This is a genomic window from Mucilaginibacter rigui (genome assembly GCF_014773275.1).
In the GTDB taxonomy this organism is placed as follows: domain Bacteria; phylum Bacteroidota; class Bacteroidia; order Sphingobacteriales; family Sphingobacteriaceae; genus Mucilaginibacter; species Mucilaginibacter rigui_A.
On sequence record NZ_JACWMW010000003.1, the window covers coordinates 697,215 to 712,897 of the forward strand.

Sequence of the window (15,683 nt, forward strand, 5' to 3'; positions counted from 1 at the left end):
CCCTATTTAACCTCTTCTAATTTAACACCCAGAATTTCTTCAAGATTTGCCTTTGATGTAAGCATAGCCAGTTCGCTTTGCACTTTGAATGAACTTTGATTGTATAAACTTGTTAAAGCTTCGTTATAATCATGAAAGGTAGTTTCACCTTTCTGAAACGTGTATTTTAATTGTTTAACGGCAATTTCGCCGTCGGTAACAGCCCTTGCACGGTTACGCAGGTCAGCCTGTGCTTCAAGATAAGCAAAGTACAGGCGTTTTACAGATGCCTCAACACTTAAATTGTATTGCTGCTGCTGGTATTGTGCTATATTAACATTCTCGTGGGCTACGCGTGTAGCAAACGGTTTTGAAAGCAATGTACCCAGGTTTACCGAGATGCTTACCTGGTACCCGTTAAAAAAAGTTGGGTTAGCCAGGTTTAGCGAATTACGGGGGCTATAAATGTATGAGCCGGTGAACGCATCAAGCCACATCACTTTTGATTGAGTAAGCGTAGCTTTTGCTGCATTTACCTGTGCCTGGCGTACTTTTATTTCGGGGTAGTTCTTTTTTGCGGTTGCTATAAGTTTATCAAGATAAGGGTAATTAACCTCTGTAACAAAACTTTCCTGCGCACGTACGGCTGTAGTGCTGATAGTTATAAAGAGTATTAATATGCTTAATTTTTTCAATTTTAGTTTCATTTAATTTAAACCTTCTCTTTTTGAAACAATGCGGGTACGGTACCAACAATAATTTTCAGATCGAGCCATAACGAATATTTTTGCGCGTAAAAATTATCAAGCTTTTTACGCTCTCTTTCACTCATATCTTCCTTACCGCGTTTACTTATCTGCCACAATCCCGTTAAACCTGCCGGGCCTAAAAAACGCATAGACCATTCGTTCGAAGTGAGCATCTCGGCTTCGTAAACGGGTAGCGGCCTGTTACCCACAACAGACATATCGCCTTTAATGATGTTAAATAGTTGCGGCAATTCATCTAAACTGCTGTTACGTAAAAAATTACCCAGTTTGGTAACCCGTGGGTCGTTCTTTATCTTAACAAAAGCCGATTTTGCTGCTCCCTGTTCTTCGGCAGCATATTGGTTGTTGGTAACAGCCATTTGTGCTAAAAGTTGGTCGGCATCAGTACGCATACTGCGGAATTTGTAAAAATCGAAGATTTTATATCCGGTACCAACGCGTTTGCTTTTATAAAAAATGGGGCCCTTCGAGTCTAACTTTATAGCAATGGCAACTATAACCATAACTGGCAGCAGGCAAATAAACATACCACCGGCTATAAAAAGATCAAGAAAGCGCTTGCCAAAAGGCATTTTATAAGTGGTATCAACTTCTTTTGATAGTTCTAACAAACGTGGTTTTATTAACTTAAACTTAACCAGGAAGTTTAGCCGTTCGCGCAGGTCGGAGGTAGAGAAGGGGTAGGTGTAAAAGTCATGCAGTTTCATTTTCATGGCTTTTTGCACCTGTGCTTTACTTTTATGGGTTGAGAGCATTACAATGATCAACCCATTCATTAAAAAGTTTTGCCTGAGGCGCTCAACAAGAGCAAAGCACTGTTCATCCTTATCAACCTCAACTAAAATAATATCCGGGATAGTTAGTATAGATTGATCGCCCAGGTACTCTTCCAGATCCTGGATGGTGTTATTGAATTCTATACGGAAATAATTGGTCAGATCATTGGCGATCAAGTCCTTCAATTCCAAACCTGCATATGCAATCCTGATCTGGGAGTTCGAATTTTCGTTCCAATCAGTTGCTGTCTTGTTCGTCATAAACTTGTAAAGCTTGATTAATGGCCGTTTTTAAGCTTGTAGGGTTAAAAGGTTTATGTATATAAGCATCTACCTTAAAGGGCATTTTGGCAACCTGTTCATCAAGGTCATGGGCTGCGGAAAGCATAATAACCGGTATGTCTCTGTAAAAACCGCTTATTTTAACATTTTTAAGAAATGACTGACCGTCGAAATAAGGCATTTGCAGGTCAGAAATGATTAATTTAGGCATGTTACCATCCTCCAGCCAGCTAAAAGCTTCAATTCCGTTGTTTTTGACAACTATCTCATAGTCCTTTGACAATATAAAATTGAGTAGTTTTAATATACTCAAATCGTCATCAACAATCAGTAAAGTTTTTTTCATGCCGAATCTAATTCGTGGTTTCTGTTTATAAATATGACACTTTTATATCGAATACCCTTAAAAATATCATGCCAAATGCCAGCAAATTATCACTATGCGTACCAATTATTTATATCACAGCTAACTACGTGAATTTTTTAATTTAGATTTTTTTATTAAAAGTAGAGTAATTTATTCGATAGTGAATTAAATTCCGCAATTCGGGAATGTATTTGTTGACAAAAACTACCATTGTGGATTAATTTTTCAATATCTTCTGCTAAGTTTACGCAATAGGTTAAAATAGGTTTCACCATATGCAAAATTACTTTGTTGGCATTGATTTAGGCACAGGCAGCACCAAGGCAGTAGCGATTGATACAGCCGGTAAAACCATTGCCACCGCGCAAAGCTATTATCCAACCAATAACCCCAAACCCGGGTATAGCGAACAAAACCCTGAACTGATCTGGCGCGCCTTTTTAAACTGTATCAGCAAAATAATAACAAACCTGAAACAAGCTCCGATCGCCATCAGCTTTAGTAGTGCTATGCATAGTATTATACCTGTTGATGAGCATTGTAATGCCCTTGCCGATGCGATGCTTTGGTCTGATTCGCGTAGCGCAGACGTGGCCCTTAGTATTAGAAATTCTGCTGATGCCGAGGATATTTATCGCCACACGGGTACAGCTATTTATGCCATGTCGCCTTTATGCAAAATAATTTGGCTCCATGATAATGATAATAAAATGTTTAAAAAGGCATACAAATTTATCTCTGTTAAGGAATATGTTTGGTTTAAACTATTCGGCGTTTTTGAGGTAGATTATTCCATTGCATCAGCCATGGGGATGTTTGATATTTTAGATTTGAAATGGTACCATAAAGCCTGTGCCCTGGCTGGTGTTGATGGCTCAAAACTCTCAACCCCGGTAAATACAGATCATAAAAGATATTTAACATCTGCAGATACTTTACCCGGTATAGGTACCGGTACAGCTTTTATTATTGGGGCCAGTGATGGCTGCTGTGCCAACCTCGGTGGCAATGCGGTGCGCGAGGGTGTTGGAGCATTAACTATTGGTACAAGCGGCGCGGTGAGGATTGGGAGCAAAGCCCCGGTTTATAACTTTAAGGCCATGACCTTTAATTACCTGCTTAAGGCAGGTACCTTTATTTGCGGCGGCGCGGTAAATAATGGCGGTGCGGCTGTAGATTGGCTATTGAAAAGCTTTTTAAAACTGGAAACAGTTACCGACGAAACTTACAAGCAGTTATTTAAAGAAATAGATACAGTTAAGCCGGGCAGCGATGGTTTGGTGTTTTTACCATACCTGTATGCCGAGCGTGCCCCAATTTGGGATGCCAAAAGTTCGGGAGCGTTTATCAATATCAATTTTAAACACCAGCAACAAAATTTTTTAAAGGCGACCCTTGAAGGTATTTGCTTTGCCCTTAATGATGTACTTAATGCAGTTGAACAGCCGCAAAAGCCTATTAAAGAAATTGTGGTAAGCGGCGGGTTTATATCATCGGCTACATGGGTGCAGTTACTGGCTGATATTACAGGTAAAAAACTGGTGTTGCTGCAATCAGCGGATTCGTCGGCCGTTGGCGCTATTTATTTGGCTATGGAGGCTTTGGGTATGGATATCGAAGGAATTGTGAGTAACGAGGATGCCGAAAGGATTGTGGTGTTGCCAAATGCCGAAACGCATGCCGTTTACAGCAAGATATTCCCGGTATACAAGAAACTTTACAGCGATATCAGATCATCTGTTCATCAACTGCACGATCTGAATATTTAACGGATCATAACCCCGGGTTTGTTGACTACCGGTAATTTGATGAAGTTGTTATCTACAATGCTTTCGGGCAAAAAAATGAACTTTTTATCGTAAATATCCCTGCCAATATAGTAACTCAGCCAGTACTCGTTATTCAGACCAAAGGTTTGCTCATCAATTGGTTCTATCAGCTTGTAAGAGTTTGCCTCAACCAATGGAAAGGAGTGTCGCAAAGTAGAAGTTTTAACCTGTTCACCATCCTTTTCGCCATAACCTTTTGAGGTAACCAGCACATTCTCCAGGGGTACATTCTTCAGGTTTATCAGATATACATACCAAACTTTACTCTCGGCATTTTCGCTTTCTAAGGCAACCGCAACCGCTATATCTTTTACTACGTTTGGTGGAAGGTCTTTTATCATTGTATTATCGTGAGTGGGTGATTAAGTTGATTGGTGAATTGCTAAAAAACATTCACTAAAAACTCAATCAACCAATAACTTACTTTTTCTTTGCTACCGCTTTTTTCTTAGCAGGTGCTTTTTTAGCTGCCGGTTTTGCCGCAGCAACGGTTTTACCAAATCGTCCTTTTTTAGCATCTTTAGGCATCGCATCAGCCAAAGCCTTACACTGCTCGTAAGTAAGTGTGGTTGGGTCTGTTATATCCTTTGGTATTTTAACGTTCAGTTTACCAAATTCAATATAAGGCCCCCAGCGGCCATTTAAAACTTTTACGGTTTCATCTTCAGGGAAGGCTTTGATCAGCTTCTCTGCATCTTTTTTGCGTTTGGCCTCTATCAGCTCAATAGCCTGTTCTTGTGTAATGTCAAGCGGGTCAATTTCTTTCGGCACTGATACAAAAGCGCTGTTGTGGCTAATGTATGGGCCAAAGCGACCTATTGCCACCTTCATCACCTTGCCCTCGTATTCACCAAGTACTTTTGGCAGCTTAAACAATTCAAGCGCTTCTTCCAGGCTTATTGTTTCTATACTTTGGCCGGTGCGTAAGCTGGCGTAAAGAGGCTTCTCTTCACTGTCGTCGCTTGGGTTATCGCCAACCTGTACAAACGGGCCGTAGCGGCCAATACGTACCGACATTTTTTTACCACTTTCCGGATGTACGCCCAACTCGCGTTCGCCGGTGGCTTTGTCGGCAGTTTCGGTAGTTGTTAGTACATCCTTATGGAACGGATCATAAAACGTACGGATCATTTTCGTCCAGTCCTGCAAGCCCTGGGCAATCTCGTCAAACTGCTTTTCAACACCGGCGGTAAAATTAAAATCAACAATGCCCTTAAAATGCTGTACTAAAAAGTCGTTCACAACAGCGCCAATATCGGTAGGGAAAAGCTTGCCGCGTTCGGCACCGGTGTTTTCTACACGGGTATCTTTAGTGATATTACCACCTTTTAAAGTAAGCACCCTGAAGTTACGCTGGCGGCCTTCACGCTCTTCTTTAACCACGTAACCGCGGTTTTGTATGGTTGATATGGTAGGGGCGTAGGTCGACGGTCGGCCTATACCTAACTCCTCTAATTTCTTTACCAAACTTGCCTCAGTGTAACGTGCAGGCGGGCGCGAGAACCTTTCTGTAGCGGTTAGTTCCTGCAGGTCTAACACCTGTCCTTTTGTTAAAGGTGGCAGTATAGCGTTCTCTCCATCGGCGGTTTGGTTATCTTCTTCTTCGTCGTTACTTTCCAGGTAAACTTTCAGGAAGCCGTCGAATTTCATCACCTCGCCATTGGCAACTAACTCTTCCTTACGGGTTGATATACCGATCTTTGCAACGGTTTTTTCAAACTGCGCTTCACTCATTTGCGACGCGATGGCGCGTTTCCAGATCAGCTCGTAAAGGCGTTTCTCGTTGCTTTCACCATCAATAGTGTGATTATTAAAGTACGTAGGGCGGATGGCTTCGTGAGCTTCCTGCGCGCCTGCACTCTTGGTTTTGTATTTTCTGTGCTGATGGTATTTATCACCGTAGGCCGATACAATTTCTTGTTGAGCAGCATTTAATGCAGTATCAGAAAGGTTCACCGAGTCGGTACGCATATAGGTGATATAACCTGATTCATACAACCTTTGGGCAACCTGCATGGTACGCGCTACCGAGTAACCAAGTTTACGGCTTGCTTCCTGCTGAAGGGTAGACGTAGTGAACGGCGCAGCCGGCGAACGTTTGGTTGGCCTGGTCTCTAGTGATTTAATATCGAAAATTGCTTTAACACAATCCTGCAAAAACTTTTCGGCATCATCTTGCCGGGCAAAGCGTTCAGGCAATTCAGCCTTAAAAGCATTACGGCCCGTGCCAAATATGGCTACTATTTTAAAGGCGGCTTCCGATTTAAATTTATTTACCTCGCGTTCGCGGTCAACAATTAACCTAACGGCAACTGATTGTACACGCCCTGCAGAAAGTGATGGTTTAACTTTTTTCCATAAAACAGGAGAAAGTTCAAAACCTACCAAACGATCGAGAACGCGGCGCGCTTGTTGGGCGTTTACCAGGTTATAATCTATTTTACGCGGATTTTCTATCGCCTTCATAATTGCCGGTTTTGTTATCTCATGGAAAACAATGCGGCGGGTATCGGGCTCTTTAAGGCCTAAAGTTTCAAATAAGTGCCATGATATGGCTTCACCCTCACGGTCCTCATCGGATGCGAGCCATACAATGTCTGCTTCTTTAGCTAATTTCTTTAATTCGCTCACTACCTGCTTCTTATCTGCGGGTACTTCATACTTTTGATTGAAGTTGTTGCTGATATCAATGGCATCTTCAGACTTTACCAGGTCGCGGATATGGCCGTAACTTGATTTTACGGTAAAGTCCTTGCCGAGGTATCCTTCAATGGTTTTGGCTTTCGCCGGTGATTCAACTATGAGTAAATTTTTAGCCATTTAAGCGGGTGTTTTTTTGCAAAGAAAACATAAAATGCATTAGAAACGCAAATTTGTTTTTTTGTTGGGACGTTATTGTAGTAAATAAAGTAGTGGTAAAAATGTTTTATTGGGGTAGATTTTGAGCCTTTCCACCAACCGTCATTGAGAGGTACGAAGCAATCTCTTTAGGATATTTATACGCCTTGCATAAAGGATTTGCTTAAAAAGATTGCTTAGTACCTCGCAATGACGCGCGGAAAAAAGCCATCTCTTTAAATAAATATTATATCAAAAAGCCACCGCCCAATAAATCACTACCTTCATAAAACACAGCAGATTGGCCCGGGGCAATACCCGATACCATGTGGTCGAACGATACTTTCATGTGGTCGCCAATTTGTACGATCTTGCTTTCGGTACCTGCATCCTTATAACGGATCTTGGTAACGGCTTCAATAGGTTCTTTGATGCTTTCGTATTTAACCAGGTTTAGGTTACGTACCCAGGCTTCTTTTTTTTCCAGTTCTTCTATTGTACCCAATACAACCGTGTTGTTTTCAGGCTGAATTTTGGTCACGAACATCGGTTTACCCAAAGCAATGCCCAGGCCTTTGCGCTGGCCAATGGTATAATAAGGATAACCCAGGTGTTTGCCTATAACGGTGCCATCTGTTAATACAAAATTACCCGGGCCTACACGTTCGTCAAGGTCTTCTACTTTATGGCGCAAAAATGCCCTATAGTCGTTATCAGGCACAAAGCAGATCTCGTAGCTTTCGCTTTTACCTGCCAGTTCCAGCTGACCCATATCAACGGCCATCTGGCGTATTTCGGGTTTAGAGAAACTACCTAACGGGAATTTTGTACGCGCAAGGTTTTGCTGCGATACGCCCCAAAGTACATATGACTGGTCTTTGTTTTCGTCTTTACCTTTTGATATTACGTAACGGCCGTTATCCTGTTCGCGGATATTGGCATAGTGACCTGTCGCGATAAATTCGCAATCCAGTTTATCGGCGCGTTTTAAAAGGGCTTCCCATTTAATGTGGGTGTTGCAAAGCACACAAGGGTTAGGGGTGCGGCCGGCAAGGTATTCGTCAACAAAGTTATCGATCACAAAATCGCCAAACTCGTTACGGATATCCAGTATATAATGCGGGAAGCCATAGCCAACGGCCAAAGCACGCGCATCATTAATACTATCCAGGCTGCAGCAACCGGTTTCTTTAGAGCTGCCACCGCTTGCGGCGTAATCCCAGGTTTTCATGGTAAGGCCTATAACCTCATAGCCCTGTTCATGCAGCATTACTGCCGCTACAGAACTATCAACTCCGCCACTCATTGCCACTAATATCCTACCGTGCTTACTCATATTGGGTGCAAAGATAAGGTTTTACAGTTTATAGTATTTATTGCTTGGGTCAGAGGAGGGTAAAATGGTGGTTTCATATTCTCCACGCGTCATTGCGAGCGTAACGTGGCAATCTTCGATAGAAAAGTCGGTGACAAGCATGTCGAAGATTGCCACATCGCTATCGCTTCTCGCAATGACGCCTGGGATAGATTAAGGTGTCCTTATTTGCCCATTCCCCTTTACAATCCATTTATAACTTGTCAATTCTTCCAATCCCATGGGGCCGCGGGCGTGGAGCTTTTGGGTGCTGATGCCAATTTCGGCGCCAAGGCCAAACTGGGCGCCATCTGTAAAGGCTGTTGAGGTATTTACGTACACCGCAGCTGCATCAACCCGATTCAGGAAAGTTTCTATATTCAGCTCATCCTCAGATAGAATGGCCTCGCTATGTTTAGAACTGTTTAAGGCAATATGGTCAAGCGCCTGTTCTAAAGTATCAACTGTTTTTATCGACATTGTCATGGATAAAAACTCTGTGCCAAAATGCTCTGGTTGGGCTGGTTCTAAAAGTTCAGCAGGGTAGAAGCCATCTAATACTTCATAAGCTTTTTTATCAGCATAAATTTTTACGCCTTTTTCACCAAGCGGTTCGGTGATATGCACCAGTTCGCCCAGGCGTTTGCTGTTGATGATGAGGCAATCCAGCGCGTTACAAACACTTACCCGGCGGGTTTTGGCATTATCAATAATAGCGACGGCTTTTTCCAAATCGCCGGTTTCGTCAAAGTAAGTGTGTACAATACCCGCGCCCGTTTCTATGACAGGTACCTTACTGCTGCTGCGCACATAATTAATAAGCGACTGACTGCCGCGTGGTATCAATACATCTACAAAACCAACCGCGTTTAGCAAAGCCTCGGTAGCCTCGCGTTCTACAGGTAGCAGGGTGGTAAAATTTACATCGATGTTATGCGCCGATAATACCCCGTGGATAACTTTCATAATAGCCCGGTTAGAATTATCTGCATCGCTGCCGCCTTTTAGTATGCTGATATTACCCGTTTTAAAACATAAAGCAAACACATCAAACGTAACATTTGGCCGTGCCTCGTAAATTACGCCCACAACACCAAGTGGCACACGTAATTTTTTAATATACAATCCATTAGGCAGGTTTTTCTCACTTAGTACTTTACCCAGCGGACTGTCTAATCCCGCAATATTTTCTATATCTCCGGCTATGGCTTTTATTCTGTCGGCAGTAAGGGTAAGGCGGTCGTACTTGGGGTCGGCTGGATCCATGCGCTCCAGGTCTTTTTTGTTTTCCTGTAACAGATAATCTGTTTGTTCAATGGCAACCTTCGCCACATCCAGTAATACCTTATTGATAACAACAGGCGACAGGGCAGCGTTCCTACCGGCAATTAGAGCGTTCTCGAAATAGTGTTTATAGTCCATGTTATCCCTGCAAATAAAGGTAATCGTAATGTACCAGCGCTTTCTGGTTTTTTTGGCCGGTGAGTTCGCGGGCTTTGTCTGAGCCATATTCGGCCAGGCCAAGGCCTATGGTTTTGTTATGCTCGTCTACTATCTTAATGATCTCGCCTTTCTTAAAATCGGATACTATACTGATGATGCCCACCGGCAGCAAGCTCGATGCCTTACTGGATATCAGCACTGTTTTAGCACCCTCGTTTACCTGCACCACACCGGTTGCCGCGTTTTCTGAGTGGGCAAGCCATTTCTTTTTGCCTGATGTTTTTTTGGTAGGGGTAAAGCGGGTATGTATTACTTTGTTGGCGAGCACATCCGTCAGGATATTTTCTTTTGTACCGTTGGCGATGTGTACCGCGATGCCCAGCTTAGCCACCTTGTGTGCTATGGTTGATTTGGTGATCATGCCCCCGCGGCCAAATTGCGAACGGCCCGAGCTTACAAACGATGCGAAATCTATTCCCGCATCGTTAACCTCCTTGATTATAGATGAACTTTCCAGTTTTGGGTCGCCGGTGTAGATGCCATCTACGTTGGTTAAAACAATCAATGCCTGCGCGTTCAGCATGGAGGCTATCAGCCCGGCCAGTTCGTCGTTATCGGTAAACATCAATTCGGTTACTGATACCACATCATTTTCGTTAATAACCGGGATAACCTGGTGCTGTAAAAGTATCTCCAGGCAGTTACGCATATTCAGGTAATGCAACCTGTCGCGGAAATCCTCTTTGGTTACCAAAACCTGCGAACACAGGATGCTGAACTTCCCGAACAGGTGCGAATAGGTGTTAATCAGTTTTACCTGCCCTATAGAGGCCAGTAACTGCCGCACCGCCACGGCGTCTGATTTTTCTGAAACTGATATCAAACTCCTGCCGGATGCAACAGCGCCCGATGATACCAATATCACTTCAATACCCTGCTTCTTAATTTCGGCTATCTGGTTAACCAGGTGTGTAATACGCTCCGCATCGGGCAGTCCATCGGCACGGGTTATAACGTTTGATCCTATTTTTATAATGATGCGGCTGTAATTGAACGACATTAAAGTATATGAGTTTAGTCGACAATAATACTCATTTCTGCTGTAAATGGCGGCTTTTTAGGCGGTTAACACTTATTATTTCCAAAAAAATTACATTTTTTTTGGAGGGAGTAAAAGTTTTAATACATTTGTCTACTTATTCTATAGACAATGTATTATTTAATTGCCTTTACGTCAGTATCAATGTCTTCCATGCAGCGCCTAACTGCATGCTGTTGTTGTTAATTCCCGCTCAGGATAATAACACGTATTAATTCATTTCTCATTTCTTTCAACCTTGTTACATGAAATCTTTTACAAATTTCTTCTTTAAACTCATTGTGCTCTTTTTAACGCTTGTCCCGACCGTGGCTTTGGCCCAACTTAACGGAAATTACGCTTTAAGCGGTAAAGTTAATGACGATCACGGCCAGCCTTTAGTAGGTACAACCGTAACCATAAAAGGCACAGATAATAAAACCGCTACAGACAGTACCGGTAAATTCACTTTACAAACAAATGCCAAATTGCCTTTTACCCTTGTGTTTAGCGCGGTTGGTTTTCAAACCCAGGAGTTTCTGATCAAAAATGCTAACAGTAATTTAAATATTCAGCTATCTACGCAGGCGTTACTTATAAACGAGGTGGTAGTTACCGCATCCCGCCGCGAAGAGAAGCTGCTGCGATCGCCGGTGGCTATCGAGAAGCTGAGTATCACAGCACTTAAACAATCGCCCGGCCCAAGTTTTTACGACGCGCTGGAGAATGTTAAAGGCGTACAAATGACCACCACCAGTATCACCATGAAGGTACCTAACACCCGTGGTTTCAACAGCCCCAATAACTTCAGGTTTATGCAACTGGCCGATGGGGTGGATATGCAGTCGGCCACGTTGGGTGTGCCGCTTGGTAACGCCATTGGCCCTACCGAACTTGATATTGCCAGTATAGAAATTACCCCGGGCGCTGCAGCGGCCTTATACGGTACAAACGCTATCAACGGTTTATCAAACTTATTTACTAAAGACCCATTTAAAACGCAGGGCCTTAGCTTTTACCACCGTACAGGTATAAACCATGTGGATGGGATAGGTGTTAGCCCAAGCGCTATAAATGAAACCGCCATCCGCTTTGCGAAAGCCTGGAATGATAAATTCGCTTTTAAAATAAACGCGAGTTATTTAACCGGTAAGGACTGGCAATCAGATACCCGCCTTGACCAAAACCCCGGTAACCTGAAAACCGCTAACCCGGCTTACCCCGAACTAACCGGGAAAAGCAACGCTGCTTATGATGGCTGGAATAAATATGGTGATGATGCCCTCGCCGGCAGTAACACGGTATCTATAAAAGGTATTGTGGTTGATGGTGTTGCCCGCCCGAATTTGACCGTTGCCCGTACAGGTTACAACGAAGTTGACCTGGTTGACCCTAAAGTTACCAACCTGAAACTGGATGGTACACTGGCTTATAAAATTTCCCCTACTACACAACTATCTTATACTTACCGCTATGGCAACATGGATGGCGTTTTTCAACGCGGTAACAAAATATCACTGAATGGCGCATCTGTACAAAACCATAAAATAGAATTAAAAGGTACCGATTTCCTGGTACGTGCTTATGAATCTATCGAGAATACCGGTAAATCTTTCAACGTAAAGCCACTGGCCGATAACCTTGACCTGAACCACGCCAGTAACTCGGCATGGGGTACAGCTTACAAAAACGCCCTTACTGCTTATGCCAATACGCATGGCGGTTCGTTAACATCGGCTAACCTTGCCGCTGCTAATGATGCAGCACGCGCAGCTGCCGACCTGGGCAGGGTAGAACCCGGTACGCAGGCTTTTAATGATCTGCGCCAAACCATTATCGGGATCAATAACTGGGATATTAAATCGAGCCTGATCCCTAACGCTCCTGTAACCGGTGGTGCCGCATTAGTGCAAAAAAGTAAAATGTACAATGCAGAGGCACAATGGGACCTGACCAGGCATGTTAAGTTCATTGACCTTTTAGTTGGTGCCGATGTACGCATTTACGAGATAACCCCTGATGGCAATAACTTTGTTGACTTTAGCCGCTCAATTGCCGACAGGAACACCCCGCTGGCTGACGGGAGCTTTGGCGATAACGTGAGTTATAAAAAATATGGTGCGTTCGCTCAGGTTACCAAAACATTCTTTGATGAAAAATTAAAATTGTTCGGCTCTGTCCGCTGGGACCGTAACCCTTACTTCGGCCCGAAGTTTACACCACGTTTGGCGGCGGTTTACTCGCCAAATACAAACCATAACTTTAGGTTTACCTTCCAGAATGGTTACCGTTTCCCGTCGTTGTTTGAAGCGTTATCGTACGTAAACAATGGCCGTGTGAAACGTGTGGGCAGTTTAGGTTTTATTAATGATGGCTTAGGTTATCTGGACAACAGCTATACCCAGCAATCGGTAACGGCGTTTAATGCCGCTGTAAAAGCACAATCAACTACGGGTGATGACGCTACCGCATTAGCAAATCGTAACCTGCTACAGGTTGCCGACCTGCCAAAAGCACGCCCCGAGCAGATCACTTCGTTTGAGGTGGGTTACAAAGGGATCTTCCTTGATAATAAGGTTTTTCTTGATATAGATGCCTATGCCAACCGTTACAACGGCTTTTTAGGCCAGGTGCAGGTGTTTGTGCCAAATGGCACAACAGTAGGCTCAGACGCGGCCGTATTGGCCATGCTTGATGTTAACCGCGACCCAACAACCGCCACTGCAGCTAACGCGGCAAGCGCAGGCCAGAGCCGTTATCGCGTGTACACCAACGCTAAAAATATATACAACAACTACGGTTCATCGGCAGGGTTAAGCTATAATTTTTACCAGCGTTACACGGTATCGGGTAACGTAAGCTTCAACAAACTTAAGGCACAGAAAACGTCGGACATATTTGTGACCGGCTTTAACACACCTGAATGGAGCGGAAACTTCTCTTTTGGTAACCGCGAGGTAGTTAAAAACCTTGGCTTTAACGTGGTGTACAAATGGCAGCAAAGTTACCTGTGGGAGAGCCCGCTGGTAACCGGCAATGTGCCGGCTATACACACGCTTGATGCACAGGTTACCCTGCGTGTGCCGGTATATTATGCAACATTTAAAATTGGCGCTACAGATATCACCAACAAACGCTACATACAGTATGCGGGCGGCCCAACCATTGGCGGCATCTACTATGTTGCGGTTACGCTGGATGGTTTGCTGAGCGGCAAATAAAGATCCTATTTGTTTTTTTAGGTATAATTTAGTTTTTCTAAAAAGCGGGCGGGCGAGCTGCCCGCTTTTTTTATGCCCTTATTTTTGCTTAACCAATCAGCAATATTATCCCGTTTTATTCCATTTTTAAAACGGGACAAACTGTATATTGAATAATTAATTAAAAACTTAAAGAAATACTTTAGATAGTTTGATTAAAGTTGAAAATCAAAAATCTGATTATCAGCGGGTTATATTTCCTTTGTTTGTTAAAAAATGGGGCAAAACAAGAATTAATCTGCAACCGGGAGTGAGATAGTGAATGTGCTACCCTCGCCTTCAACGCTGTTAACACTTATTTTACCACCGTGGTTTTCTACAATATCTTTAACAATACTTAAACCTATACCGGTAGATTGCTCGCCTTTTAACCCGGTACGCCCTGCGCCCGAGAAGCGCACAAACAGTTTTGGGATCAGATCTTTGGGGATGCCTAAACCACGATCTTTTACAGCTATAATGATATTGCTGTTTTCACGCTTAAGGTGTACTTCAACATTATCGGTATCCTTGCTGAATTTAAGCGCGTTACTAATCAGGTTATCCATCACCCTCGGAAATTTCTCGTGGTTTATCATCGCATAAACCGCTTTAACATCACTTATAAATACCACATTGCTTTGTTGTATCTTCCAGGTTGTTACAATATCCTGCAGGCATTTATTAAGTTCGGTACGGGTGGTATCAAACGCGTTCATGTTATCGTTACGCGCGGCATCCAGTAAATCATCTATAATGGTACGTGCTTTCACGCACGATTCGCGCATCATTGTCAGGTTTTCCTGTGTATCTTGATCAATATCCTCCAGTTCCATCATCATTGCTAATGATTCCACTGCGGCAATAGGGTTACGCAGATCATGCGCTACGGTGCCTAAAACCTGGTTCTTAAAATTGTTGGCTTTCTCAATTTCCTGGTTCTTCTGGCGGATCTCTACTATCTGCCCATAGTAACTGGCTTTGTATGAGAAAAAATATCTTGATGTTAAGTAAAAACCCGCAAGCAAAATGGCCGATATCATTTGGTTGTGCGTCATTTCGGTAGCGCCAACCTGCGCGTGAAAAAGCATCATGGTAAACAACATCTCGATACCAATAAGTAATACGATGGTTTCGTGATACTCAAATACAAACATTACGCTTACAATACTCAGGGCTATGAGATAAAGCGTTAATGCGTTACTGGGATCAGATGTGGATATAAAGCTGGAGTACATGCCACAGCAAATAATATATAATGCGAATACAAAAATGAACAGCGCCATTCCGGCAGTAGCCCGTTTAGTTTTGCGCATGTTTACTACAAGTAAATGACTTACAAGATAAAATAACGGTGTAACTGCAATAAATATCCAGTTGATAAAGTTAAACTCAGGGAAATTCTGTGCCTTGGTTAAACTCTCGGGGAATACATGATAAAGGATACGGATAACTATACTTAAGGTAAGGAAAATAAAACTGGCTGTACGTACCCCTTGTAAATTTTGGTAAGTATAATAGTTACGGTAAGCCGTACTATATTTTGGGGATAGCTTTGTAAAAAAATGCGTTTCCAAGTTGTTTTTGTGTAAGGGGACTCCAAAAATATAAATTTTCGGAAATAAATATTATAACTCCTATAAGTTGTAGATGGCAAAAATAGTGTTCTTATTGACAAAATGTCTGTTCATTTTTAAATAGAATGCCATTTGTTCATTATTTGTAAAG

General features: G+C 42.9%; 11 protein-coding genes. 2 read left to right on the forward strand and 9 right to left on the reverse strand.

Annotated features, from left to right (window positions below):
• Nucleotides 1-2: 2 nt before the first annotated feature.
• The 3 genes from IDJ75_RS16495 to IDJ75_RS16505 are packed head-to-tail and all read right to left on the reverse strand — an operon-like array spanning nucleotide 3 to nucleotide 2,153.
• Complete coding sequence (locus tag IDJ75_RS16495; RefSeq protein WP_191176715.1) at nucleotides 3-686, reverse strand: TolC family protein; 684 nt, start codon at nucleotides 684-686, stop codon at nucleotides 3-5.
• A 5-nt stretch (nucleotides 687-691) separates the two neighbouring features.
• Nucleotides 692-1,786, reverse strand: coding sequence for a sugar transferase (locus IDJ75_RS16500; RefSeq protein ID WP_191176716.1), 1,095 nt, complete (start codon nucleotides 1,784-1,786; stop codon nucleotides 692-694).
• Nucleotides 1,764-2,153, reverse strand: a complete 390-nt coding sequence (locus IDJ75_RS16505) for a response regulator (RefSeq protein ID WP_191176717.1) — start codon at nucleotides 2,151-2,153, stop codon at nucleotides 1,764-1,766. Before IDJ75_RS16505 ends, IDJ75_RS16500 begins: the two co-directional genes overlap by 23 nt.
• A gap of 296 nt (nucleotides 2,154-2,449) precedes the next feature.
• Here IDJ75_RS16505 and IDJ75_RS16510 point away from each other — a divergent pair, with 296 nt between their 5' ends.
• On the forward strand, nucleotides 2,450-3,943 hold the full coding sequence (locus IDJ75_RS16510; protein ID WP_191176718.1) for a gluconokinase: 1,494 nt from the start codon (nucleotides 2,450-2,452) through the stop codon (nucleotides 3,941-3,943).
• On the opposite strand, the gene IDJ75_RS16515 is transcribed toward IDJ75_RS16510, so the two are convergent.
• From IDJ75_RS16515 to proB, 5 genes are all read right to left on the reverse strand, one after another.
• Nucleotides 3,940-4,344, reverse strand: a complete 405-nt coding sequence (locus IDJ75_RS16515) for a hypothetical protein (RefSeq protein ID WP_191176719.1) — start codon at nucleotides 4,342-4,344, stop codon at nucleotides 3,940-3,942. The genes IDJ75_RS16510 and IDJ75_RS16515 overlap by 4 nt on opposite strands.
• A 79-nt stretch (nucleotides 4,345-4,423) precedes the next feature.
• On the reverse strand, nucleotides 4,424-6,823 hold the full coding sequence (gene topA, locus IDJ75_RS16520; protein WP_191176720.1) for a type I DNA topoisomerase: 2,400 nt from the start codon (nucleotides 6,821-6,823) through the stop codon (nucleotides 4,424-4,426).
• Between the two features lie 265 nt (nucleotides 6,824-7,088).
• A complete protein-coding gene (gene mnmA, locus IDJ75_RS16525; RefSeq protein WP_191176721.1) occupies nucleotides 7,089-8,177 on the reverse strand; it encodes a tRNA 2-thiouridine(34) synthase MnmA in 1,089 nt (362 codons plus the stop codon).
• Nucleotides 8,178-8,369: 192 nt separating this feature from the next.
• Nucleotides 8,370-9,617, reverse strand: coding sequence for a glutamate-5-semialdehyde dehydrogenase (locus tag IDJ75_RS16530; RefSeq protein WP_191176722.1), 1,248 nt, complete (start codon nucleotides 9,615-9,617; stop codon nucleotides 8,370-8,372).
• 1 nt (nucleotide 9,618) lies between these two features.
• Nucleotides 9,619-10,698: a glutamate 5-kinase gene (proB, locus tag IDJ75_RS16535; protein ID WP_191176723.1), complete on the reverse strand. Its 1,080-nt coding sequence runs from the start codon at nucleotides 10,696-10,698 to the stop codon at nucleotides 9,619-9,621.
• A 284-nt stretch (nucleotides 10,699-10,982) separates the two neighbouring features.
• Between proB and IDJ75_RS16540 the strand changes: the two genes are divergently transcribed.
• Nucleotides 10,983-13,937 carry a TonB-dependent receptor gene (locus IDJ75_RS16540; protein ID WP_191176724.1) on the forward strand — a complete coding sequence of 985 codons (2,955 nt, stop codon included), beginning with the start codon at nucleotides 10,983-10,985 and terminating at the stop codon, nucleotides 13,935-13,937.
• 272 nt (nucleotides 13,938-14,209) lie between these two features.
• On the opposite strand, the gene IDJ75_RS16545 is transcribed toward IDJ75_RS16540, so the two are convergent.
• Nucleotides 14,210-15,532 (reverse strand): sensor histidine kinase, encoded by a 1,323-nt coding sequence (locus tag IDJ75_RS16545; RefSeq protein WP_191176725.1) that lies wholly within the window; start codon nucleotides 15,530-15,532, stop codon nucleotides 14,210-14,212.
• Nucleotides 15,533-15,683 lie beyond the last annotated feature (151 nt).

What these genes read in the sequence shown, in the direction of transcription:
- IDJ75_RS16495 (WP_191176715.1), bottom strand. Translation starts at nt 686, where the DNA reads ATGAAACTAAAATTGAAAAAATTAAGCATATTAATACTCTTTATAACT.
- IDJ75_RS16500 (WP_191176716.1), bottom strand. Translation starts at nt 1,786, where the DNA reads ATGACGAACAAGACAGCAACTGATTGGAACGAAAATTCGAACTCCCAG.
- IDJ75_RS16505 (WP_191176717.1), bottom strand. Translation starts at nt 2,153, where the DNA reads ATGAAAAAAACTTTACTGATTGTTGATGACGATTTGAGTATATTAAAA.
- IDJ75_RS16510 (WP_191176718.1), top strand. Translation starts at nt 2,450, where the DNA reads ATGCAAAATTACTTTGTTGGCATTGATTTAGGCACAGGCAGCACCAAG.
- IDJ75_RS16515 (WP_191176719.1), bottom strand. Translation starts at nt 4,344, where the DNA reads ATGATAAAAGACCTTCCACCAAACGTAGTAAAAGATATAGCGGTTGCG.
- topA (WP_191176720.1), bottom strand. Translation starts at nt 6,823, where the DNA reads ATGGCTAAAAATTTACTCATAGTTGAATCACCGGCGAAAGCCAAAACC.
- mnmA (WP_191176721.1), bottom strand. Translation starts at nt 8,177, where the DNA reads ATGAGTAAGCACGGTAGGATATTAGTGGCAATGAGTGGCGGAGTTGAT.
- IDJ75_RS16530 (WP_191176722.1), bottom strand. Translation starts at nt 9,617, where the DNA reads ATGGACTATAAACACTATTTCGAGAACGCTCTAATTGCCGGTAGGAAC.
- proB (WP_191176723.1), bottom strand. Translation starts at nt 10,698, where the DNA reads ATGTCGTTCAATTACAGCCGCATCATTATAAAAATAGGATCAAACGTT.
- IDJ75_RS16540 (WP_191176724.1), top strand. Translation starts at nt 10,983, where the DNA reads ATGAAATCTTTTACAAATTTCTTCTTTAAACTCATTGTGCTCTTTTTA.